The following is a 24428-nucleotide window of genomic DNA, read 5'->3' on the forward strand; positions in this document are numbered from 1 at the left end:
TGAACCGTGAGGTATGAATTCAATGCCCGCGAGGCGTTCCATGCGAAGCGGCGGCCATCCAAATGGCAGAACCCGGATTGAGTATGAGAATCGCAGTTCGTGATGCCTTGCTCGTCCTGGGCTGCTCGCTGTCGGTCGCCTGTACCGCGAGCGATCGAGCGGAGAAACCGGAAGACGGCGTCGCGCAACAGACCGCTGCCGGCAGCGTGGCTGCTCCAGGCACGGACGGAGCAGCTTCGGAAATCGAGGGCATCGAATCGCGCGGCGTCCAAAATCCCGACCGTCCGATTCTCCCGCCGAAGGATCGATTCACACCGCTTCCTTCGAGCCCTCCATCAGGACCGCAACTCACGCCGGTCACCCCGCCTCCGCCTCCACCCCCCACCGTTTCACCGGTCCTCGTCGTCCCGGAGTTCCTATCGGAACGATTCGCCATGCCGGTCCCCTGCGAGGGCCGGCCGTTCTGCTGGCTCAGTCGTCGCGGGGCTGGGTCGCTCGATGAATCCTTCGAATATTTTCGCAACCTCGGGCTTGCCAAATGCAGCGATCGCTGGCTTTCATGCGTCGAACAATTCACCGACTCGCTGAATCAATTCAAGGTCCGCAACGGTTTTTCGGCCGGACAGGGAGAAGTCAGGGCTACGTACTTCAACAACATCGACCTGCGGATCGGCCGTGATATGCATTGCCGTCGGAACATGGGCGGGGTCGCCTGTTATGTCTCCAACTATGGGCCACCGGCATTTCTCAATGGAGGAGCGAATCCCGCCTATCCGGACCCTCATGCCGCGCTGATAGAAGCCGTCCAAGCCGCTGGAGGTCTCGTCACGCCCGGCTCTCTCCAACAGCCGGCGACCGGCGCCCTCAGTGCGCCCGGTACCTTGAAAAACGCTCGTCCTTCGACCGGAACCGGTTCAGCACCGGCATCGCCGAAGCCGTTGGCGACGGTGGCGATGGAATACCATCCGGCGCCCCCGCTCAAGACCGTGGTCGTCCGGGAGCGTGACGGGTTGTTTACGCAGCCGAATCCCGAAGTCTGCGTCGGCAGCCGGAGTGAGGGACCTCCCAGCCGTCAGGATGTGGACACGGGTATCGATGTCATTCCGGGCGACGTGATCGAATTCTCGGCAAGTGGATCCATCTGGGGCGGTGAATGTCTGACCGGCAACAACGGTCCTTCCGGATGGGGGCCGAGGCCGGACAATCCTAAACTGCCGATCAGGAATGCGTCGCCCTTCGGTTTGATCGCACGGATCGGTCAGCCGAACGACGCCGGAGCCTATCAGGACGTCGACTGCGTCGTCACGTACGATGAGTACGGCCAGACCCCTCCGTGCAAACCTCGCCCTCCGTATTTTTTCATCGGCGACCGCCATACCCACACGATTCGCGCCGCCGGTGGGCGCTTGTATCTTCGTGTCAACGACGATCGGCCGGGAAACGGAGTGGGGTCATTTGTGGTGTCGATCACGGTCCATCGGCAGGTGACGTTCTACGTCTACGACCAAAACGGTGGACTCGTTCCCAACGTGGCGCTGGACCGAGAAGGGCCCAAATTCGCGCCCCACATGTGCCTCGCCTGCCACGGCGGCACCTACGATGAGCCGACCCACACGGTGCGCGGCGCCTCGTTCCTGCCATTTGACGTCTACAACTTTCTCTACCATGAGATTCCGGGATTTCGCCGCGTGGATCAGGAAGTGAAGTTTCGCGACCTCAATCTCCTGGTGGCTGAAACGAGTCCTAGCAAGGAGAATCCAAACCGTCCGATCGCTCGCATGATCGACGGCATGTATCGGGCGCCGAGCGGGATGGCGAATGCGGCGGCCGTCCATTATGTTCCCGCAGGCTGGCGCGGCCACGAGGATCTCTATCGTGATTTCGTAGGGAAGTATTGCCGTCTCTGCCATATGGCGCAGCCCGCTCGCATCGATTTCGAGACGTATGACAACTTCAAGCAGTCGAACCCTGGCGCGGCGATCTGTCGATTCGGCACCATGCCCCATGCGCAGGGACCCTATGACCATCTGGCGACCGGACGTTATTCGACCAAGGTCGGAGATGAGCTTCGTGCGCTGGGAGTCGGATGCATCAAGAAATCATGAAACCGCTTCGGACGAATGGAACGGTTCCACCGCAGTCAAGGTGGTCATGATGAACTGTCCGTCCCTTGCTTCAAGCACGTCACCTATCGGCACCGTGTCAAAAAGGAGAGAAGCTATGAGACAGAACTTCCAACGTCAATGGACTCGCAGTGTGTTGATATGTGCCATCGTTGCGGTCCCCTGGCTTCTGCCTGGATTGGTCATGTCAGCGGATCGTCAAGCAGGCCAGCGTCAGCCGAAACCGGGAACCGCCGGCCAAACTGTCAAGCTGCCGACATTCCCGCAGAAATTCGATGTGCAGGGCCCGGAATCTGACTCATATGGATTTGCGGTCACGCAGCCCGGTCCGATTGCCGTTGAGGTGCAAGCGCAGGGCACTCCGGTCGTCGTGACGCTCCAATCGGCCGGCGGTCAACCGATCATCCAGCGAGGCACTGGTCTCCTCAAGATTTTCTACACGGCGACGCCGCAAGATGTGCAACGGAGCTTCCTTTGGCAGGTCCAAATTAAAGCTTGGTGTGAAGAGGATTGCCTCACGGCCGGGAAACGGCCGCGGTCGACCGGGTCTGTCATGGTACAGCATCCGCCGGTGGACCAGGCGGCTGTGCAGAAGGCGGTTCAAGCCATGGTCGCCCAACAGAAGCAGCCGTCCCCCCAAGAGATCCAATCGGCGGGGGCCCGAGCGGCGGCGCAGATGGACCAGACCTTTCAGCAACGCAAAGCGCACTTTGAACAACTCCAGCAGCAGCGACGTGCGGCGCTGTATGCGAAGATTCAACCACAAGTGGACCAACTTCGCGCGCGAGTAGGTATAACCTCACCGGTCAGATCGAGAGGATTGGACGAATCACCGGAACAAGATCAGGGCACGACGGAAGGGGAGATCGGCACGCGAGCGATGCCGCAAATGAGAGGCAAGGCGGGTCCGGGCGGACAACCTGCTGCACAAATGCCGACGTTTCCGCAGCAGTTCACCGTGCAAGGTCCGGAGAGCGACTCGTTCGGCTTTGCCGTGACGCAGCCGGGGCCGATAGTGGTCGAGGTACAGTCGCAAGGCCCAGCGGTCGTCGTCACCCTTCAGCATCTACCCTCGGCTCCTTTGTCTCAGTCGGGCAGCGGGCAAGTCCGTCTGAACTATGACGTTACGCTGCAGGACATTGCGAAAAGTGCCTTGTGGTTCGTGCGAGTGAGACTGGCCCAAACCGGTCCTCCAGTGAGCGGCACTATCAATGTGCAACATCCCCCGGCCGATCCTGCGATCGTTCAAGCGCAGACCGCCGCCGTGGCCGAGCAGGAACGCGCCAGCGGGGAGCGCGCGGCGGCGCAAGTGGAGGCGCAGAGCCGGGCCGAGTTCCAAGCATTCAAGGCCGGGATCGAGCAACAGTACCAGCAGCGACTGACGGCTGAGCGCGCGCAGAATCAAACACTCCTCAACCGGCTGCAAGCCAAACCCGGAGGCATGATCCGGTCGCGCGGTCTCAATCCGGTGATTACCAAGATCAACAAGAGTGAAGGCCAGCCGGACACCCAAGTGATCATCGAAGGCACGAACTTCGGCCCAGGAGGCGAGGTCGTTTTCCAGCTCGGTCCCAATATTGTGGGGACGGGCATTGTGGAAGCTTGGGCTGATACGGTCGTGGTCGCCAAGATCCATCCCGCCACTTCAGGACTGCTGCCCTATCAGGGCACAGTGGCAATCAAGGTGGGAGCATCGCTCAGCAACGCCGTGCCGTTCAAGTTCATCGCGGTCGAAGAGCCGCGTGAAATCCGCTTTGCGCAGGGCCAAGATGTCTCCCTTGCAGATCCAAGCATCCTGACCGGCTCGAAAATCGAACACCCCAACAATTCATTCGGCGGATTGAATGGATCGCAAGGCAACGACATCTTTTTCCCCTCGAAACAACTCAGCAACGGCTGGATAGTCAAAGACATTAGGCTAAAGATCGATCCCTGCTCCTATCCCGACTGTCGAGGGGCCTTTGTCGCAGATAGCCGCGTCGGGACCCCATTGCCCTTTTTCAATGTCCGGTGGGGACACGGGCCCTTCGTGGGGGCTCGCTATTGGTTCACGCTTTATATCGTCGGGCCGCGTGGCGTGCCCGATGGAATCGCGGTCACCGGGCCGTTGAACCCCTATGTGCCGCCGGGAACGCCCCCCCCGGCAACAACAGCTTCCTCTACACCGCCCGCGGAGAGAACCCCGCCGTCACAGCCACCATACACACCTCCGGCATCCTCACAACCCATAGAGATGACTGTCGTACCGGTCAATCCTGCTTTGTTAGGTTCATCATATCTGGCGCCCGGGTCCGGCTCCTCAACACCGAATCAACCTCCAGCAGGTCAATCAGGGACCAAGATGGCTGTCGACCCAAAGAACGCAATGAACCCGACGCTTCAGCAAGCTCCGCCGAACTCCGGCGCCTCAACGCCCACACAAGGAAGCTCATCGACGGGAAGCGGGACAATGGCTCCACCACAACAGCCTGGGTCGACGACGCCGGTGATTACGTCGCTCAGCGTGACGCAAGGTCAGCCGGGCGATCCGGTCATGATCAACGGGAGTAATTTTGGACCAGGTCTCGGGGAGATCCATTTTGTCATCGCGAATGGGAAAGACGTGAAGGCGCCGGTCACGATCTGGAGTGACGGGCAGATCTTTACGTCCGTGCCCGATGGGTCGGAGGCAACCGGCCTGCTCGGATTCAATGGAACAGTGTATGTAAAACGTACAGCTGACGCGAAGATGAGCAATCTTGTCGGCTTCCGATTTGAGCCTACGTTGAGGCACAGGGATATCGGTTGCAGTCCCGTCACCCCGGACCGCAGGATTCAAGGTGAGCATCAGTATACTTTTTTGGTCCCATGCGTTGAGCAAAATGGCGCAGGTGATTGGTTCGGTGCCAAAGGCAATGACGAGTTCTATCTGAGCACGAAACTTAGTAACGGGTGGGTCGTCAGTCTTGTCGACGTGAAGCAGACCTATAAATATGGCACGTCCGGCGCCTATACATGGGCTGATCGTGCCGGCAGCGATTCTCCTTATGTCAACGTACGCTGGTGGAGAAACACATTTTCTTCAGTTGCGTACACTTTTACAGTCACGATCATTGGACCGAGAGGCGTACCAGACGGCATCGTCTGCAAGCAGGCCCCGTGTTCTGATTATTGATAACGGCGACCCTGCTGGCAAAGAGAGGCTCGTTTCCAGTGAGCGGCTTGCTGATCGCCCGCTGCTGCACCGGGTGCTTGCTCCTCAGCCGACTGGGCGCAAGAACAGGCGACGGCGTCGTCGAAAGTGGCGGCGAGGAACAGTGCAGTGTCCCGTGAATGGCGTGCCGTTAAAGTTCGATGCGATCGAGCCTGGCGGGTGGGGAGGCAGGGCAGAGACCTCGTGCTGGCTTGCACAAAGAATTTACTTCTGTTGATTCTGTTGCTTGCCGGATCCGTCGCGGTTGCGCAAGAACGACTGCAGTTACCGCGCTACAGCCTTGAGGTGCCAGCCGGGTGGACCTCGCAGATCGACGGTGAGCGCTGGCTGATCCATCCCGTCGGCGCCGCGAACGAGTTGGCCATTGCGCCGGTGGGGACCGGCATGGTTGTCGGGGCGACAGTCACGCGAGTGGACGCACATCGGCAGCTCTGGGCCAGCGCCTTGGGCAGTCGTCATGTGGTTCAGGCCAATCCGACGCAACAGGACAAGGATGACGAGGGACGGACCTGGACCATCGACTCGGCGGCAATCGAAGAGGGAGGCGTCGTCTATCTGCTCGTGTTGAGCGTTGTCGAAATGAATGGCCGCATGGAGGGATTTCTTGTGCTCGGGACGCCGGGCGCAGTCGAGCGGAACCAGACGGCGATCGACGCGATTCTCAACTCGGTACGCCCCCGCCCTGTCACAAGTGCTACAGCGCGGACGCGTGACAAGACGCCCGTCTTTGGCCAGCCTAGCCCGCTCGGGACACCGGGCACCGGCCGCATGGCCGGAGTCTGGACCGCGACGACCCATGAACTGCGCTACGGGCTTGGTGGGCTTGCCAACAAACCCGTGGTCTCGGAACTGATCCTGTTTGCCGACGGCGCGGCGCTGTGGGGGATGCCGGGCGAGGGGCTGCTCGGTTTCGATCGCGCGGCGCACCGCGCGCAGTGGCCCGAGCGTTGGGGGACCTACCAGCTCAATAATAAGCGGCTCACAATCACCCGTGGCAAAGAAGCACGCCAGTATGTTGTGCTCCCGGATGGAGCGCTTGAGCATCGTTACACGGAAGGTGGCAAGGAGCGGACGGGCGAGCGGTTTCTTGCACGCCCCAGCCTGGATGGGATGCAGCTCGACGGCGAGGTACGGCGCAAGGACCATTGGCCGGCGCCGGGGAATACGAGTGGCATCGGCACCGTGCCGGGCTGCACGTTTCTGACGGACGGCACCTTCCGTGATGAAAAGCTGATGTGGATTATGTTGCCGGAGCGAGCGGGCGACAGGAAGGACGCCCACGAGGCTCGCGTAGCTCCTGGTTCCGGACGCTACCGGCTCGAACATTGGACACTCGTGCTGGAATACGACGACGGGCGCGTGAACCAGGTCAGTTTCGTGGTCACGGACCGCGACCACCCGACCAAGGGCGCGATCCTGAATGGGTACCCGATTGAGGCCAATCCGCATTAGGAACTGTGTTGAACCTTCCGACTGGCCGGACGACTAACGAGCGAGTGTGCAAAGGAGAGACCTATGCGAAACCCAACACCATGCGTGTGGCAACGTCGGTGGGTGCCTGCACGCAGGACGCGTTGACCTCGTAGGCCTTCTTGATCGACAGCGTCGGCCTAGAAGGCGTATCGGATGGGATCGTGGTGCCGTAACAGGCTATGAAGCGAACGGATCGTACCATGCGACTCGCAGGAATGACCTGGATCGTGTTAGTGGCGATGTTGGCGGCGCCGCTCGGCGGGGTCGCCGGAGCATCTCCGACAGGGAGACATCCGTCATCGGCACCTCAAAAGTCGGGCGCGGAGTCATCCTTTCAAGAGAAGGCAGCCGGCAAGGCCGACGGCAAAGAGGTCCAGTCGCGCGGGCTTTTTTCAAAGAAGAAGAAAAAGAAGTTGACAGGCGGCGGGGCGGCGGCGCAGTCACAACCATCTGAGCTGACCGATCCACCCGTCATGGACCGCTAGCGATCGGGAGGCCGGTTACCGTCGATACGCAAGGCAGGTCATTCTTGAAGTCGCCGCTGCGTAACCTTCCTCTTGTCGGGCCGATAGAAGCCCGGTACGACCGGCAGAGCGCGTTTTCCTACGCCTGTCGCGCCTGCTGCCGCTGTTGCCACGATAAGATCATTCACCTCAATCCGTATGAAGTCGGCCGGCTGGCCATGAACCGAGGGATCACGACGACCGAGTTTCTGTCCCGCCACACGGAATCCAACGGCACGTCGCTCCGACGGGACGAGGAGGGTGCTTGCGTGTTTCTGGCTCCTCAGGGATGCGCCGTGCACGCCGATCGCCCCTTGGTCTGCCGACTCTATCCGCTGGGACGACGGGTGACGGCAGAGGGAGCGGAGCGGTTTCATGAGCTGATCCCTCATCCACAGACCGAAGGGGAATACGGGACGAGCGGAACGGTCGACGCGTTCCTGTCGCGGCAAGGAGCGCACCCGTTCATCGAAGCGGTCGACCGGTACATCGAGCTGGTCGCGCGCATGGCCGCCGCCTTGGTCGCCAAAACAGGCGGCGCCGGCGGATCTCAGCGCGAGGTTGGTGATGTCATGAGCCAGTTGGCAAGCAGCGATGGGAAAGACATTCCCGACTGGCTGGATATGGACCTGGTCGTCGGCCGGTATTGCGAGCAGAACGGGCTGATCGGGCCGACACAGGTGGAACAGAAGTTGGCGCTGCACATCCAGGCTATCGTAGCCTGGATGGAAGCCGTCTAACATTCGACAAGGAGGCAATCATGGATCGGAAGAAGAGGGCGGAGTCCGGACAGGAACAGTCACGCCGGCTGGCAGCGGCGCTTGCCCTGTTGAGCGTCTCGGTCGGTGTGGACGTTCAGACCGCGCTGGCCTCCTCGTCGCCATCACCGATGCCGCCGGAGGGCATGTCCAGACCGGGAGCCCGGATGAAACCGGACGCCACACAGCAGAAGTTCGATAAGACGCAGCAAGAATTCGACGCTACGCAAAGGAAGCTTCCTTCTGTACAGGATAAGGATCGGGTGATGCCCGGTATGAAGCCGGCCACGCCGGTACGATAGGGAACGGGAGAGAAATGTGTCAGGACAGAAAGGAACGTTCACACAAATCTACGTGAAATTATTCACAGGCTGGATGAGTGAAGGGGTATGAAGACATGAGCGGTTCACAGGGGGGTGACCGATGAAAAGCCTATGCAAGGGTGAACGGAAGAGAATAGGTTGGACCTGTGCGATGCTCGCAGCGGTCGGTATGCTGGCAGCCTGCTCATCGGCTGAGAATGTCTCGCAAACGGGCGAAGGCGGCATCGAGAGCAGAGGGGTTGGTCAGATGCAGAGGCCAGGGAAGGCGGGGATGCAACCGCCATCGAGCGGGATCGGCCAAGCCAACGCACAATTGCCGACCTTCCCGCAAAAGTTCGAAGTGCAAGGACCGGAATCGGACTCGTTCGGCTTCGCCGTGACGCAGCCTGGGTCGATTATTGTCGAAGTCCAAGGTCAGGGCGCGCCGGTTCTCGTGACATTGGAATCCCCTGGCGGCCAGTCGATCACGAAGCAGGCTACGGGTAGTCTCCGGATGACCTACAACGTCACCTCGCAAGACGTCCAACGGAATCTCTTTTGGGCCATACAGATTCGCCTGGCTCAACCGATGCCACCGCAGCAGGGAGGCCGGGCTACGGGAACCGTGAATGTCCAGCATCCGCCAGCTAATTCATCGCAGGTCCGATCAGCGTTGGCCGCCCAGCAACAGGCCGTGCAACAGCAAGCGGCCCAGCAACAAGCACAGGCACAACAGGTAGAGGCGCAAGCAATAGCTCAGGCGGATCAGGCATTCCAACAGCGTAAAGTGCAGTTTCAACAGCAGCTGGCAAGTCGACGGGCAGCCATGATCGCGCAGATCCAACCCCAGCTTAGTCAACTACAGAATCCGATGGGTGGGCAAGTGCGGCATCGGGGTGTTGAGGGGACCAGTCCAGCAGCCGACGATCCCGCGAGCGATGTCACTGACGAAATTGGGACTCGTGCGCTCAAACCCGCTGGTGGCTTAAAGGAAGCTGCAATCGGTGTACGGCCCCCGGTGATGTCCGCGATGCAAGAGCCTGTCAGTTCGCAACAGGCACTCGGTTCGGCCGGATCCGGTCCGCCTCCGCAGCAGGTGATGCCCAATCCGACAATCAACTCGTTGAGTGTGGGTGGACTTGGTCAACCGAGTGATCAGGTCATCATTAACGGGAGCGGATTTGGCACCAACGGGGGAGAGGTGCATTTCATCCTCGGTCCGAATAAAGATGTTACCTATACAGGCCAGGCTTGGTGGTACGACAACCAAATCCTGGTCCATGTGCCGGACGAAGACAAGTTACGAGCCTACAACGGCTTCGTGTACGTGGTAAGAAATCCGGACAAGACCAAGTCCTCGCTCACGCCGTTTCATTTTGAACCGGCGGTAGATTTTAGGACGATCATCTATACACAAGATAGGAACATCGGGCAGCCGGGAGCTGATTACAAGATCATCGGTGGGAATAGTAATCTCGGCCATCAGGAAATACGGCACGGGAATGACAATCCCTTCGTCGGTTACAAGGGGAACGATGAATTTTTCACCAATGCGAGGCTGGCAAATGACTGGGTTCTCGACGAGGTGTTCCTCACGCCGACCCGCTTTAAGCGGGGAGGAGCATATTTTCAGGAGAAGAAGCTCGGAAGCAACTGGCCCTATTTTAATGTGAGATTCTGGGTGGATGGCTGTTTTGGAGATACGGAGTCATTCAGCAAATACATTTACATCGTTTCAATCAGAGGGCCCAAGGGTGTCCCCGATGGTCTCGTCTGCACTCAGGCGCCTTGCCCGTAACTAGAACCTATCTCACAATGGGTGTTCCGGTCAGAACTGGTCATGCCCGCGAAAGCGGGCATCCAGAATGACCTGAAAAGGCTGGATTCCCGCCTGCGCGGGAATGACGACCACAGATCCCATCCCATCATGAATGAAATTTGAGATAGGTTCTAATTACATATTGGAGCAGCTCAATTACTTTTCTCACTGGCTGACTCGGTCCAGTAGCTGCACCCCTCGCTTGAGCACGTCGGGGCTGCCGATCAACTGCGGCACCTGATCGTTGTTGTATTCTCGTCGTGCCACCCGTTCGACTTCCGGTTTCACATAGCCGTAGAGTTCCGAGATCTCGATCCTGCCGTCTTTATTCGTATCAGCCGCACCCTGCAGACCCTTGAGGAAGAAATAGGTAAACAGGCCGTGATTTTTTTGATCATAGGTGCTGGAAATCTGTGACGCGGAGCTGGCCGTCAGCACTACGATCTTGTCGCCGGTCAGGACCGGGTTCTCCATACTGATCACGAGCGGCCGAGCGCCCTTCGCAATCACCGATCGTCCTCCGGAGCCGGAGAAGCAGGAATCGAGCACGACCAGGATCTCTCGGGCCGGCAATTTTGCCAATTGTTCGTAGAGCCGTTTCAGCGGGTACCCGGTAATTTCCAGAAAAGTCGGGTCGCCGTCATACGGAACCAGGAATCCCTCTTGAGTTGCCGGATTCGGAGCGCCGTGACCGGAGTAGTAGATCAGCAGGCTGCTATCCTTGTCCACACGGTTGGGGAGCCAGCGCTCGATATACTTTTCCAAATCGCTCTTGGCGGCCCGTTCATTGACGACCATCACGACGTTCTCGTCAGGGTAGCCCAGAGACTTCGTCAGATATTCCCTCAGAATGTACGCGTCGTGCGAGGCGAATTCGACAGCCGGCAGGCTCTGGCGATATTGCTCGATCCCGATGATGACGGCGTAGCGCGTGCTTTGTCGTTTTCCCGCCCCCGGCGGAAGAATGTCCACATCGCTTGATCGTTCCGCGCGAGTCACAGTGGTCGTCGCTCGATCGGCCGGTTTTTGGGGAACGTTTCGCGCGTACGCAACCAACTGCGGCGAGTTGGCGAGCCCCCGCCCCATCTGTTGCAGGGCGTCGATGATCGATTCACGCAGAGCGATCGTGACCGCGCGGTCCTTGTCCGCGCTGGTTTGGAACAGGGCGTCTTGGTTATGGGTCTTGGATTTGAAGGTTTCCGTGATGATCGCTTGACCCTGCCGGTCCATCACGGTCACCGGCACTGCGGCGCGCCCTTCAAAACTGTCGGTCGGACTGGTGAATATGTAGAACGGGCCGAGGAGGTAGAGGAACCTTCTGGACAAGCAATGTCCATCCGCCGCCAGCTCCAGAGCTTTGGGCTCGACCACCACGTCATAGTGGCCGACGGCCAGCCCCTTGTCGTTGACGACATCGACGGTTTCGAACAAGGGCGAGAGGGTCTCCGCCATTCCTGTTTCGAGCTCGTTTCCGATGGGAATCTCGTAATTCCCTGCGCAAGATACGTCGTACGTGGAGACCTGATTCCGAAGCTGGTCGGGAACCACCAGCGCGGCGCTGACCGGAAACTTCTTCATCTTCATCGAAGGAACTGAGGTGTTCAACGGGAGCTTGGTCGGCGCGCAGGCTTGGATGCCTGTCGCCAAGGCCAGAAACATAAGGGCCAGCCAAGCCCTTTCCATCCGACAGGGTTTCATGTCTGCTTCCTTCTTCACGCGAGCCTCGCGACGACGATCTTCGCCACTATACAGACTGACCATCTCACGGCAACTCTTCAGTGCTCATGAATGGTGAAGGCCTGGCCGTCCTCCACCCATGAGACCTTCGCACGATGAAGTTTTGCGACGAGATGGAAGTAGGTGCCCTGTCCCGGTTGATCCTTTCCGGTTGAAGCATCAGAACGGTCACGGTCATCCTGAGCCGGATCGAGGAGCGACGGCGAGACGGGTGTTTTGGTTGCGATGACCTTGATCATCTCGGCGGCGCTGGCGGACCCTGCCGGAAGGCGGGCTTTCAGCTTCAGGCCTTTTTGGCGCAGATCCTCGCTGGGAAAGATGAATTGCCGTTCCGCGCGAATCAGGTTCTCCTTCGCATAGTCATTCGGAAACAGAAGACTCGCATTCTGGTCCCGGTCAATACTGTAGATATGCACATAGGCATCTTTGGTCGCGCTCACATAGACGATGCCTTCGTCTCCGTCAAGGAAGGTGCTTCGATTCATCGCGAGCGAAACCCTGAAGTCCCGATCGCCACGGTCGGTGAACGGGAGGAGGCAATCTTTCAGCTTCACCTCGTACTCGCAACTCTGGCACCGGTCCCCGTTCTCCACGCGGGATGAGATGATCTCTTCCTTAAGAATGTGCCCTTCCTGAGTCATCCTCAACAGTTGGTCGGTGAGTGCAGCCTGCCCCTTGAGATCGTTCGCCTGCATGAAGTCCACAAAACTGTTTTGTACCTTGATGCCGAGAAAGTGGCGCATGGCTTTCGCTCTCGCCTGTGAGATCGCTTGCGCCTGCGCCTGGTGCCTGGTGTTGTGTTCTCCGAACGGGACCCGCGCCGTTGAACTCACCCAGGTACAGCCGGCCGGATCACGATCGAGAACCAGAACCTCCGAAAGGTGAGCGGAGGCGGAACCGGAATGTTTTGGTTCCAATCGGTTGACTTTCGGCCTCATGGCGTACTGAGCGGCTCCCGCGCGGGAATCCTGCTCCACGGTCGTCGCTCGGCCCGGCCGGTCGGCGAGGCCGGTCTGCTCTGCCGACTGTTTCAGATCGGAAGCCGGTTCACCGGCAAGGCGGGACACCTTGCTTCTGTGGGTGAACACAAACTCTCCCTTTTCTGCCGCCAACGACCATAACTCGGGTCTCTGCGTATGCCCTTTGAGCTGGGCAGCGGCGTAGACCCGGCTGTCCAGATAGGTATAGAGTTCGGAGGCCGGGATGATGCCGTCGTTGTTGAGATCCGCCAAACCTTCTTCGATGCCGTTCAAGAAGTAGTGCGTGAAGACGCTGTGCCCCCATTCAGGTGACTCCAAGGCCTCCTGATCCGCGCCACCTGCTGTAATGACCTGCCGTCCCCGCTCCCTGGTGATCAGTCGGACATAGTCTTCGGTCGTTTTCGACAGGCTCGCGCTTCGAAAGGATTGTCCGGCGATGCCCCCATAACAGGAATCGACGACGAACAGGACATGCTTGGACGGCAGCGCATCGGCCAGCTCTTTGATCAGTCCCATGCTGATACTCGTTCCGGCAAAGTCATCCATCTCGCCGTCCACCGGAAGGAGGTACCCCATGACCTTTCCACCCTCAACTTTCTGCTCGACCCCATGCCCGGCATAGTAGATCAGGACACGATCCCGCGGGGACACCCGCTTGACGAGTTTACCGCCCAATTCGCTGACGATGGCGCGACGGGTGGCCTGAGCGTCGTAGAGTACGGTGGTCTGGAAGCCCTGCGTCTCGAGCGCATGCGCCACTGCCTTGGCATCGGAAACGGCATAGCGTAGCTTCGGGGCATATTGGTATCCATCTATGCCGATGACGACGGCCCAGGCCGCGCCGGTTTGCTCCGTGACATATGCGGCCGCATCGCGGCCGTCGATCGTGATGCCGGCCTTGGCGTGGATCGGGAAGAGAAGAAAAGGAAGGACGATGCGAAGGAGGAACCCGCTCACTACCCAGGTGAACGGCCGAAGCATGGATTCACTCCTTGTGCCGGCCGGTTCCACGAGCATCCTTCGAGAATCGCCGGCAGAGGGTGGTTATGCAAACCATTCGGACGCCCTTTCTGTGGCGGGCAAAGGGTACGCGCCGACCAGTCGAACTGTCAAGATTAAGTAGAGACATCACCTCCAGCGCCGCCGGACTATTGGACTACTCGTTCGGCGGTGCGTATCGTAGGCCTGGTCGGGAGGACAGCGGATGGAAGCGTCGGGTACAGGAGAGAGGAGCGGCCACGATGAATACCACACATGTCGGTATAGCCTATGCCGAGGTGTTTGCAGCCATGATGCTTCTTGCCGGTTGTGCCGGTGAGATCACCGATACGTCCGCCGCATCGGGCCAACCGGTCAGCCCGTGGTTGGTCTCACAAGATCAAGCTCGTCAGTTGACGGCGCAATACCGGAAGCAGGCTGCAGATCTTCGCTGTCTGGCCGATCGTATCGAGTGGGAGGCTCAGTGGTACGAGGCCCGATTCGGTGTGAACGATCAAGAGGCGACTCGGCGACGGGTCCAGGCCCGCCAACTTTGGGCCGAGGTGGAGCAGGCAGAACAGCTGGCCATCGACTACCGTCGCCAGGTCCCGCACGGGCAGATTCAATAACCAGAATCTGACGGTGCGGGGAGGAAGCAGCGATCGTTGATCAGAGCGGATCGTGCCGCGCTTGCCGGCGGAGTATTGTCGGTGTTCGCATGGGCCATGACCGGGCGGCGGAGACCGCCAAGGGGGGAGGCCGTCGACTTTCTCCGGTCGCTGAACGCCGAAGGCCGGCCGCGCGTCAAGGCGCCGAAGACGTTCCCTTGGTGGCCGACCGCATTTCGTCGGAAGGTCGAGGTCTCTCCGCGCGGTGGCCGTACGCTGAGGTCTCCGCGCGATCACAGTCCCGCGGCAATTCCGCGGGACTGGTTTTCTGTCCGGCGCCCTGTTAGCCTGCAGCCGTCCGGCTATCGGTCTCCGATAGGGCGGCCGGCCGCAGGAGTCCTATGGCTCGTTCACGCTCCCCGTCGCCTTCCGCGCAACTCGCCGAGCAGCAGCGTCTTGTCCAAGACGCGCAACGCTTGGCTCATTGGAAGCGGTGGGGGCCCTACCTGAGCGAACGAGCGTGGGGAACCGTCCGGGAAGACTACAGCGCCGCCGGCACTCCATGGGAATCCTTCCCGCACGACCACGCCAGATCCCGCGCCTACCGCTGGAACGAGGACGGTCTCGCCGGCATCTGCGATCGACACCAGTACCTTTGCTTCGCTCTCGCTCTTTGGAACGGCCGCGATCCCATTTTGAAGGAGCGGCTGTTCGGTCTGAGCGGGCATGAGGGCAATCACGGCGAGGACGTGAAGGAATATTACTTCTACCTCGATTCGACGCCGACGCATTCCTACATGAAATTTCTGTACAAGTACCCTCAGGCCCCGTTTCCCTACGAGCGGCTCGTCGAGGAGAATCGCCGGCGCGGGCGCCGGGACCCTGAGTTCGAGCTGGTCGATACGGGCGTCTTCGACGGCCGACGCTACTTCGACGTCTTCGTCGAATATGCCAAGGCGGCGCCGGAGGACCTCTGTATCCGCATTCAGGTCGTGAATCGAGGGCCGGACCCGGCGGAGCTGACGGTGTTACCCACGCTCTGGTACCGCAACACCTGGTCCTGGGGATCGGACGTGCGGCGTCCTCGTCTGACTCAGGCGGAGGGGAACGATCGCCTGAGCGCTATCGAAACGAACCACGACTACTATGGCCTTCGCAGGCTCCTTTGCGACAATCGCCCGTCGCTGCTGTTCGCGGAAAACGAGACCAACAGTCGCCTTCTCTTTGCGGATCAAGAGGGCGCGCGCTACGCCAAGGATAGTTTCCATGATTATATCGTGCGGGGCGACAAGGATGCCGTCAATCCCGACCGGATCGGCAGCAAAGCCGCCGCGCATTACATCCTCACACTCGGGCCCGGCGCGACCCACACCATCCGACTACGCTTCACGAACGAAGCGCGGATAGTCGAATTTTCCGAGCGAACCTTCGAGGCGGTCTTTCTGCAGCGTGTCGGGGAAGCGAATGAATTCTACGAGAGCCTTGCCCCCGCCGGTCTTTCGGAGGACGCCCGGCGCGTGCAACGGCAGGCCTTTGCCGGGATGCTGTGGAACAAGCAATTTTATCACTACGAAGTGAAACGCTGGCTGAAGGGCGATCCGGTTGGTCCTGAGCCGCCGAAAGAGCGGCTTCACGGCCGCAACTCGGAGTGGACGCATCTGTATAACGCCGATGTCGTCTCCATGCCGGATAAATGGGAGTATCCCTGGTATGCGGCGTGGGATTCGGCGTTCCACTGTATCCCGCTTGCGCTCGTCGATCCGGCGTTTGCGAAAGAGCAACTCGTCCTGATGCTGCGCGAGTGGTACATGCATCCGAACGGGCAGATCCCCGCGTATGAATGGGCGCTGGGAGACGCGAATCCCCCGGTGCATGCCTGGGCGACCTGGCGCGTCTACAAGATCGACAAGAAGCGGACGGGGGTCGGCGACCGCCGGTTCCTGGAGCGGGTGTTTCACAAGCTGCTGCTGAACTTTACCTGGTGGGTCAACCGCAAGGACACCGAAGGCAAGAACATCTTCCAAGGCGGATTCCTGGGGCTCGACAACATCGGGGTGTTCGACCGAAGCGCGCCGGTTCCGACCGGCGGCCACATCGAACAATCCGATGCGACGAGTTGGATGGGCATGTACTGTCTGAACATGCTGGCGATCGCGCTGGAACTGGCGAGAGACAACGTCGCGTATGAAGACGTCGCCAGCAAGTTTTTCGAGCACTTCGTCTACATCTGCCGCGCGATGAACAACATCGGCGGAGCGAACATCGAGTTGTGGGACCGCGAGGACGGATTCTTCTACGACGTGCTTCACCTGCCGAACGGCGAAACGCGCCATTTGAAAGTACGCTCGATGGTGGGCCTCATCCCCCTCTTCGCGGTGGAGACATTGGATTCCGAACTGGTCGACCGGCTTCCGCGGTTCAAACATCGCATGCAGTGGTTTATCGAGAATCGTCCTGAGTTTGCCCAGCATGTCGAGACGCAAACGTACGACGGAGGCGTGCGACGGTTTCTCTCGCTCGTCCACCGGAAACGCCTGAGATCGGTGCTGCGCTACATGCTCGATGAGCAGGAGTTTCTATCCCCGTACGGCATCCGCGCCTTGTCCCGCTATCACAAGGACCATCCTTATATCCTCTCCGTGATGGGCCACGAGCATCGCGTGGACTATGAGCCGGCCGAATCGAGCACCGACCTGTTCGGGGGCAACTCCAACTGGCGAGGGCCGGTCTGGTTCCCGGTGAACTATCTGCTGATCGAGTCGTTGCAAAAGTTTCATTACTATCTGGGCGATCAGTTCAAGGTGGAATATCCGACCGGGTCCGGCAACCAGGCGACTCTGTGGCAGATCGCCGGCGAACTGTCGCGCCGCTTGACCCATCTCTTTCTGAAGGACCGGGCGGGCAGGCGTCCGGTGTTAGGGATGATGAATGTGTTTCAGGAGGATCCCTTCTGGCAGGACCACGTCTTATTTCATGAATATTTCCATGGCGACAATGGGGCCGGGCTTGGAGCCAGTCACCAGACCGGATGGACGGGGCTTGTCGCGAAGCTGATTCAGCAGTCGGGGGAATAGCACAACGTAGCGTGATCTGCCTACGGGATGGTAATGGGTCAGTTTCCTCTTGCGTCATGCCCACCCCCGATCGCAGTCGAGGGCAGGCTTCGGCGAGCATCCATGCCTCGATCAAGCCTAACTGCTGAAGAGAAGGCCTTGACTGGATTCCCGCTTCCGCGGGAATGACAGACTTCAGTGCGTCTGGATGGCAAACTGACCCACTACCTACGGGATTCCTCGCTTTACTTTTTGCCGTCCGCGCGCTACCCTTCAACCCCAATTCCATCATTCTCTGCAATCATCCACTTGCGTGTCGTCCCAGAGCGAATTGAACGGGTCAGGAGATCCCGCGACTAATCTTGGGAAGGAGCTTGCCATGTCACGTCTCTTCTTCATCGTCATGGTCCTCGTCAGTCTGATCGGCGTATCGCCGGCCAACGCGGCCCAAATGAGCCGTCCTCAGGCGGAATATTCGGCCGATGAGACGATTCAGAATGAGGAGGGCACGATCCGGCAACGAGTCTACGTGACGCCGACCAAGGAGCGTAAGGAACTTCTGACCGGCGCCGGCGAGGGAGCGGTTCAGATCTTCCGGTACGACACCAGGGTGATGTGGCAAGTCATGCCCTCGGAAAAAATGTACATGGAACATTCAATCTCAGGCGGCCGGGGACAGGGGAATGATCCGTCCCAATGGACGTATGAAGATACGGCGATGGGCGAGGAGACGCTGAGCGGCGTGAGGGTGACAAAGTACAAGACGATTGCGACGAGCACGGACGGCAAAAAGTACGGGGGTTTTTCCTGGCGGACGAGCGAGGGAATTTCCATCAAACAGGATCTCCTCTACAAGGAAGGTAAGGAAACGAAGCGGATGTTCACCGAGCTCACGAACGTCCAGATCGGCAGGCAGGATCCGAAGCTCTTCGAGATCCCGGAAGGGTTCACGAAATTCGATATGGGCGGCATGATGGGTATGAGCGGCATGGGACGCCAGGAGATGGGACAGTCGATGGGTCGGCCGGATATGAGCGGGACGCCGCCACCGAGCACTCGAAGACCGGGCAGCAGGCCCGAGGTTGTGACACCGCAAGAGACTCAGCCGGCTCCTGAACCCGAAGCGCCGGCCGAGGAGTCGACCGCTGATAAGGCAGGCAATTTCATGAAGGGCCTGTTCGGTCGCTAGCGTCCTGTCCCAGAAATTCGTTTGTGGTAAGCCTGTCCAACCATGAACGGAATTCAGTGCGAACCCTTCGACGGGTTCTGGGAGAACGGGTATGAACGCAATTTGTAGGACGCTATACTAGGCGCGGCATGGACGGTTCGCTGCGCAGCCACCGGCGGATCGTGGCCCTCTCGCTGACGATCTTGTCGGTCTTGCCGAACAATCTTGTTGCGGCGGATCAGCCGTTCGCCATTCCGGATCGGCCGGTTATTAAGGCGGCGGCAGTCTACCTGATCGAACTTCAATCCGACCGGGTCCTGCTGGAAAAGAATGCGACCCGCCGGCTGCCGCCCGCCAGCCTCACCAAGATCATGACGGCGCTGGTCGCCTTGGAGTCTGCGCCGCTTCAACAAATCGTCAAGATCGATCGTCGCGCGCTGGTACATCATTCGGCCTACAACTTTCGGCCCGGCGAAGAATTCCTCTTGCGAGATCTGATCACGGCCATGCTGGTGGCGAGCGCCAATGATGCCTGCGAAGCGGTTGCTTGGCATATCGGGAGGGATGACAAGCGGTTTGTCGCCATGATGAACGAGCGGGCCGACAAACTGGGATTGACAAACACCCATTTTGCCAACCCCTGCGGTTTCGACGCCCCTGGGCACTATTCGACGGCCGCCGACCTCGCGAAATTGACCGAGGAGGCGCTGCAGCAGCCGTTCTTCTCCATGATGGTTCGAACGCTCATGCGGGACATCTCTACAGTGGACGGCACCAGGACAATTGTGTTGCGCAGCACGAACGAGCTGTTAGTCGATCCGGACGTGAACGGGGTGAAGACCGGCTACACGAGCAAAGCGGGCCGCTGTCTTATCGCCAGCATGTTCAAGGACGGGCGCCGCTTGCTGCTTGTGGCCTTGAATCTCGCGGATCGATGGGAACAGGCTTCCCGGCTGCTTCGCTATGGTCACGCTGTCCTGGGGGGAGCGAGCGGGTGACGCACATGCCTATGGGCAGCCGCCTTTTCGTTTGGTGGCCGTCCCCTTCGAAGCCAGGGACAAGCGTCGGCTGCGCCGGAACCTGTCCCTATTGCCGCCCGACGTGGTGAAGATAGGCATCGCGAAGGTTCTGTTGCGCGATGAGGAAATCGGGATCGAGCCTGGCCGCCTTGCGAAATTCCTCGATGGCACGGTCCCAGTCGTCTCGAAGCGCATAGGCATAGCCGAGGTTATTGTGCGGTCTCGCTTTGTTGGGAGATTTCGCAACCGCGTCGGACCAGAGCAAGAGCCGGTCATGATAGAGCAGGTTGCGCTGGTAGGTGAGGAGGCCGAGACTGGCGATCATGGCTGTGGCGAGAATGGACGAGCCGACCCGAACGAGCGCCGGTCGCTCCATGGTCAACTGAATTCGGTGAATCAAGTACGAAACAAGCGCGACGCCGGCGAGCAGAAGGCCAATCGCGGGCAGGTAGAGATTGCGTTCGCTCAAGAGATCATTGCGCGGGATCAGGCTCGTCGGCAGGAACTGGACAAGAAACCACGCCACGCCGAAGGTCGCCAGTGGGACTTGTCGCCGGGCGACGAATGCGCCGGCTGCCATGGCTGAGAGGAAAAGCAGATCGAGTGGCAGCGGCCATTGGGTGAGCGAACGGAATAGCGGGAGATCGTGATCGAAGTTTTGGTTCCAGGGGGTGAAGCATAACGCGATGGCATAGGCGGCGGTATGAACTTGGCTGAACACATGGTCTCGGAAGGGGCGGATGTCGAAACTGAATTGTGCAAGGGCGGCGTAGCGCGGGTGGCTCCAAGCCCATCCGGCAGCAAGGAGAAGCACGATCCAGAACGGTGAGTGGGAGGAGAGGAGTGCCGTGCGGAGCTGGGGACCTCTCAGCCGGCGGATCGAAATGTCCCAGAGCAGCAGCACGACCGGAAGCGTCACCGCTGTTTCCTTGGATCCGATCGCCAAGACAAATGACGCGACCGAGACTGACAGGTAGAGCCCGTGCGGTTTTCTAGGTCGGGTCTCTTGCGGCGCGGTGATGTAGAGGAAGAGGGCCAAGAGATAGAAGAAGGCCATGAGGCTCGACGCGCGCCCGGAAATATACGTGACGGATTCGGTAGCAATCGGGTGGAGCAGAAAAAGCAGCGCGGTCCAGAACGGGACGGAAGAGTGTTCATCCGTTATCGCGCTGCTGAGAATGCGATAGATCAGAAGCCCTGAACCAAGGTGCAGCAGGAGATTCAGTAGATGGTAGCCGATGGGATTCCCTCCGTAGAGGGAGCGATCGAACAGAAACGTCGCGTACAACACAGGCCTAACCATGTGATCAAGGTGGCCCATGAAGGTCTGCCAGCTGTCGAGATGGGAGTTTTGGAGAATCGAGAGGGAATCGTCGTAATGAAACCCGCCGCGGAATGCTCCAGCATAGGTTGTCGCTGCCGCAGCGCAGAGCGTGATGAGCGGCAGAAACGTGCGGAGATTCGTAACCACGAGCAACCTTATACTGCATCACGTTGACTGAGTATAGGAGGAACTATGGCAAGTTTGCGGATGCTTCTCTCTGCGGTCTCACTGTCCATCAACATGCTCTTATGGCCTCCAGCGAGTCCAGCGGCGCCGAAATCATGCGCGGAACTCATGAAGGAGTTCTACGAGCAAGTGGCAAGGGCAGACTTCCATGACTACCTACAGAAAGAAATGGGAAAGGACTTCAGGACGGCTCAGGAATACATCAAGGAGAAACTGCCGGCATTGAAAGCGGCCTGCCCGACGGAAGCGAACAGCATTAGAGATATCGAGAATGGGAATTATCTCAAGAAGCTGGCGGCGAAACGTGAGAGAGATAAAAAGGCACATCGCCACATTAAGAGCGGTGCAGGAGTCACCGGCGAGGTCGCTCAAGATACTGACGGGGAAGACTTTGAAATCCAGCGGTAGATGATGTGAGGCGAGATAGTACAGGTCTTGTAGCTGGACGAGTAGATTGTAAGGAGGATGCGTATGAGGCCAGGTCAAGCCCGTTCCGTCATCATGACAGGTTTAGTCATAGCACTCGGGATCCCTTCGCACTCTCCCCCGCTTTGGGCGGCATCGCCACCGGCTGCGGGCCAGCAGCCAGCGACGGCTGCCGCATCGGCTGATGACCCAGAAGATCGAACAGTGGCGAGCTATCTACGGGACTGTGGAAGCAAGGCGCCGAAGAATGCCAGTTGCGACAAACTGGGGAACGATTTCGTCGCGATCTTGAAGGAAGATTTGTGGACGTTGGGTTCCACCGCTGATCGCAAGTACATCCCTGATATTGTTCGATTTTTTCGAAAGAGACCTGAGGTTGAGTTGCGCATTGCCGCCGCAGATGCGATCGGCATGATCGGACCGCAAGACAGCGATGTCGATAAACTCGCGCCTTTCACCAACGATCCGGTGCCGGATGTGAGACATGCGGTGTCCAACATGCTCACCCAAGGGAAGGGGAAAGCCATCAGCTTACTGAAACAGCGGACCGTGCCGCTGCGTAATGGCCGAGCCGTTGAAAAGCGTGAAGATGCCGCGAAGTTTTCCATGCCGGTGGCGCCGGACAGCGTGTATCTTTTCGACTCCAGCGATGCGACGAAGGGTCGTCTCTCCTATGTGACAAGAGGTAAAAGCGACCCTGCTCAATTCTACAAATCCAAGGCGAAAAAGGGTCCGTATCAATGGGACCAATTCAAAGAGCAGTACCGTTACCAGTTGCAAGATGAGGAAGAAGCGCTCAATCAGGTGCAGCAGGCCGCGGCAAAGCAGCTGGAGAACGAGAAGCCTCCCGATCCTGCCAATATGCAAGCTTTTCTCGAGTACACACAACGAATGCAATCGGTGTCGATGCAAGGAAGTACGGGGAGGATGTATTTTGACTCCTACCAGGCGAATCTCTACGGCACCCCGACTGTGTATGTCTTAGAGGAACGGCAGATCGGCCAGCGCAGCTATCCGACAAGGTATGTCGTGGTCTACCAGGAGTTGGCGTTCAAGCGGCCGGGCTATCGATTGGCCTGGACGACGGTACCGGACAGCGCGCTGAAAGCCGCTCAGGCCACCTCGCTTGCCGAGGAAAAAGAAGAATTGGCCAACAAGGCCGAAAGTGAGGCCCTGAAGAAAAAGGCGGCCGAGTTCGAAGCGTTGACCAAAAAGAAAGACGCGGCTGAAAAGAAGCAGTTCAAGAAAGGGCAAGAAGATCTGGAGAAGGCGCTCGGTTTCTGAGCTGACTCGATTTCATGAGGTATAGCATGATCAAGACGTTCAAGGCTTCGTTCTTGGTAACGGTCGCGCTCGCGCTGCTGGCGCCGGCAGTGGCCCAGAGTCTGACCGACCGCGACACGAAGGAAGTCGCCGATTACGTGCTGACCGACGCGGCGTTGGCCAAGTATAAGCAGGCCGTACGGAAGCTGGAGCCGTTGGCGGAACAAATGCCGCACGAGTGCGATAGCGAGGAGGGCGCGAAGTCGCTCGATGAGCTGGCGGCGCGCCTGGACGGAGTCCCGGCAGTGAAGTCGGCGCTAAAAGCAGCCGGGTTGACATCGCGCGAGTATCTCCTGTTCTCCTTCTCGCTCTTCCAGAACGGCATGGCGTCTTGGGCGCTTGCGGAGCCTGGAGGCACGTTGCCGCCTGGTGTGAAAATGGCGAACGTCACCTTCTATCGCACTCATAAGGCCGAGTTGGAGAAGCTTGGCGAGCTGACCAAGCAGACGGATTGCGACAATCGATGACCTCGCCGGCGACGACATGGAAGATGATGCCGTCGATGCGACAACTGATTCAATGGTGCGCTTCCTCCCTCCTCCTTCTTGCGCCGAGCCTCGCGCTCGCTCAACAGCATTTGCTCGTGGCGGAGGAAAGCACGAGCGCGGTGGCCTTCCGGTCTCAAGTCGGTAGGGTCGTCACGTTCATCTGTCCCGCGAACATCCTCACAAACCGAGAAATCTGGGGGACGGACGTCTATCACGTTGACTCTCCCGTCTGTACTGCGGCGGCTCACGCCGGGCTGTTCACGCCTGGCATATCCGGCCAGGTCACGATCGTCATCGGACAAGGCGCCAAGTTGTTTGAAGGAACGGGGCGCAATGGCGTAAAGAGTTCCAGCTACGGTCCCGGAGATTCCACATATTCCTTCATCAAAAGCGGCGAGCCGGGGCAAATTGACTGGTTCACGACTCTCGACCGCGTGCCTGACGACTTCCATGCACCTATCACGGTGGTCTGCCCTCCAAAAGGCACTGCAGATTGGTACGTGTGGGGTACAGATATCTATACCGCTTCCTCCGCGATCTGCGTGGCCGCGGTTCACGCCGGAGCCGTCACGCTGGAAACGGGCGGCCGAGTCACGGTGGCTCTGCAGCCGAAGCAGGAGACCTTCATCGGGAGCGAGCGTAATAAGATCTTGTCCCAGAAATGGACAAATTGGGACTTCATGTCCTATGGACAACCGTACCGGCTTTCGGCCGCCAGCCTGAGCTTATCTGGTGGCGGTCCGCGCACGATCAGGTTGGCTGGATTCACGGCGGCCGGCTCGGCGCCAGTCATCGTTCCACGGAAGATTCAGTTGAGCGGTTTCACCGCTGTGGGCACCGCTACCCTCATTGTGCCACGCTCCATCAAGTTGCCTGGATGGACCGGATCGGGAGATCTGAAAACCCCTTAGCCCGCATTATTCATGACGGTTCGTCGCGAAATCGCGGAGCTGCGTCGCGAGACCGG

19 protein-coding genes are annotated in these 24428 nt (G+C 59.3%); 15 read left to right on the plus strand and 4 right to left on the minus strand.

Annotated elements, in window-relative coordinates; translation table 11 throughout:
* Window positions 1-83 precede the first annotated feature (83 nt).
* From P0111_04060 to P0111_04070, 3 genes are all read left to right on the plus strand, one after another.
* Window positions 84-2105: a hypothetical protein gene (locus tag P0111_04060; GenBank protein MDF0643179.1), complete on the plus strand. Its 2022-nt coding sequence runs from the start codon at window positions 84-86 to the stop codon at window positions 2103-2105.
* A gap of 202 nt (window positions 2106-2307) precedes the next feature.
* On the plus strand, window positions 2308-5277 hold the full coding sequence (locus P0111_04065) for a hypothetical protein (protein MDF0643180.1): 2970 nt from the start codon (window positions 2308-2310) through the stop codon (window positions 5275-5277).
* Window positions 5278-5424: 147 nt separating this feature from the next.
* Window positions 5425-6768, plus strand: coding sequence for a hypothetical protein (locus tag P0111_04070; GenBank protein MDF0643181.1), 1344 nt, complete (start codon window positions 5425-5427; stop codon window positions 6766-6768).
* 61 nt (window positions 6769-6829) lie between these two features.
* Here the strand turns inward: P0111_04070 and P0111_04075 are convergent, their stop codons facing one another.
* Window positions 6830-6991 (minus strand): hypothetical protein, encoded by a 162-nt coding sequence (locus P0111_04075; GenBank protein ID MDF0643182.1) that lies wholly within the window; start codon window positions 6989-6991, stop codon window positions 6830-6832.
* On the opposite strand from P0111_04075, the gene P0111_04080 reads away from it, so the two are divergent.
* The 4 genes from P0111_04080 (at window position 6990) to P0111_04095 (ending at window position 10150) form a co-directional block, all read left to right on the plus strand.
* On the plus strand, window positions 6990-7274 hold the full coding sequence (locus P0111_04080; protein ID MDF0643183.1) for a hypothetical protein: 285 nt from the start codon (window positions 6990-6992) through the stop codon (window positions 7272-7274). The two genes, P0111_04075 and P0111_04080, sit on opposite strands and share 2 nt — an antisense overlap.
* A 44-nt stretch (window positions 7275-7318) precedes the next feature.
* A complete protein-coding gene (locus P0111_04085; protein MDF0643184.1) occupies window positions 7319-8032 on the plus strand; it encodes a YkgJ family cysteine cluster protein in 714 nt (237 codons plus the stop codon).
* Between the two features lie 20 nt (window positions 8033-8052).
* Entirely contained in the window at window positions 8053-8352 is a 300-nt protein-coding gene (locus P0111_04090) for a hypothetical protein (protein MDF0643185.1), read from the plus strand.
* A gap of 292 nt (window positions 8353-8644) precedes the next feature.
* On the plus strand, window positions 8645-10150 hold the full coding sequence (locus tag P0111_04095) for a hypothetical protein (GenBank protein ID MDF0643186.1): 1506 nt from the start codon (window positions 8645-8647) through the stop codon (window positions 10148-10150).
* A gap of 186 nt (window positions 10151-10336) precedes the next feature.
* Here P0111_04095 and P0111_04100 read toward each other — a convergent pair whose 3' ends face one another.
* Together P0111_04100 and P0111_04105 are read right to left on the minus strand one after the other, a co-directional pair.
* Window positions 10337-11869: a caspase family protein gene (locus P0111_04100; GenBank protein MDF0643187.1), complete on the minus strand. Its 1533-nt coding sequence runs from the start codon at window positions 11867-11869 to the stop codon at window positions 10337-10339.
* A gap of 77 nt (window positions 11870-11946) precedes the next feature.
* Window positions 11947-13869, minus strand: coding sequence for a caspase family protein (locus P0111_04105; GenBank protein MDF0643188.1), 1923 nt, complete (start codon window positions 13867-13869; stop codon window positions 11947-11949).
* A 260-nt stretch (window positions 13870-14129) separates the two neighbouring features.
* Between P0111_04105 and P0111_04110 the strand changes: the two genes are divergently transcribed.
* The 4 genes from P0111_04110 to P0111_04125 all read left to right on the plus strand — a co-directional run bounded on the left by P0111_04110 (window position 14130) and on the right by P0111_04125 (window position 19693).
* On the plus strand, window positions 14130-14495 hold the full coding sequence (locus P0111_04110) for a hypothetical protein (GenBank protein MDF0643189.1): 366 nt from the start codon (window positions 14130-14132) through the stop codon (window positions 14493-14495).
* Between the two features lie 380 nt (window positions 14496-14875).
* Window positions 14876-17548, plus strand: a complete 2673-nt coding sequence (locus P0111_04115) for a glucosidase (GenBank protein MDF0643190.1) — start codon at window positions 14876-14878, stop codon at window positions 17546-17548.
* Between the two features lie 358 nt (window positions 17549-17906).
* Complete coding sequence (locus P0111_04120) at window positions 17907-18716, plus strand: hypothetical protein (protein ID MDF0643191.1); 810 nt, start codon at window positions 17907-17909, stop codon at window positions 18714-18716.
* A gap of 128 nt (window positions 18717-18844) precedes the next feature.
* Window positions 18845-19693, plus strand: coding sequence for a D-alanyl-D-alanine carboxypeptidase (locus tag P0111_04125; GenBank protein MDF0643192.1), 849 nt, complete (start codon window positions 18845-18847; stop codon window positions 19691-19693).
* Between the two features lie 88 nt (window positions 19694-19781).
* Here P0111_04125 and P0111_04130 read toward each other — a convergent pair whose 3' ends face one another.
* The gene (locus P0111_04130; protein MDF0643193.1) at window positions 19782-21185 is read right to left on the minus strand and encodes a tetratricopeptide repeat protein; all 1404 of its coding nucleotides are present in this window, start codon (window positions 21183-21185) and stop codon (window positions 19782-19784) included.
* Between the two features lie 147 nt (window positions 21186-21332).
* Here P0111_04130 and P0111_04135 point away from each other — a divergent pair, with 147 nt between their 5' ends.
* The 4 genes from P0111_04135 to P0111_04150 all read left to right on the plus strand — a co-directional run bounded on the left by P0111_04135 (window position 21333) and on the right by P0111_04150 (window position 24372).
* The gene (locus P0111_04135) at window positions 21333-21632 is read left to right on the plus strand and encodes a hypothetical protein (GenBank protein MDF0643194.1); all 300 of its coding nucleotides are present in this window, start codon (window positions 21333-21335) and stop codon (window positions 21630-21632) included.
* A 222-nt stretch (window positions 21633-21854) separates the two neighbouring features.
* Window positions 21855-22934 (plus strand): hypothetical protein, encoded by a 1080-nt coding sequence (locus P0111_04140; protein ID MDF0643195.1) that lies wholly within the window; start codon window positions 21855-21857, stop codon window positions 22932-22934.
* A gap of 26 nt (window positions 22935-22960) precedes the next feature.
* The gene (locus P0111_04145; protein ID MDF0643196.1) at window positions 22961-23440 is read left to right on the plus strand and encodes a hypothetical protein; all 480 of its coding nucleotides are present in this window, start codon (window positions 22961-22963) and stop codon (window positions 23438-23440) included.
* Window positions 23441-23475: 35 nt separating this feature from the next.
* Window positions 23476-24372, plus strand: coding sequence for an LCCL domain-containing protein (locus P0111_04150; protein ID MDF0643197.1), 897 nt, complete (start codon window positions 23476-23478; stop codon window positions 24370-24372).
* Window positions 24373-24428: the final 56 nt, after the last annotated feature.

Origin of the sequence: Nitrospira sp. (assembly GCA_029194535.1) — a bacterium.
In the GTDB taxonomy this organism is placed as follows: Bacteria; Nitrospirota; Nitrospiria; order Nitrospirales; family Nitrospiraceae; genus Nitrospira_C.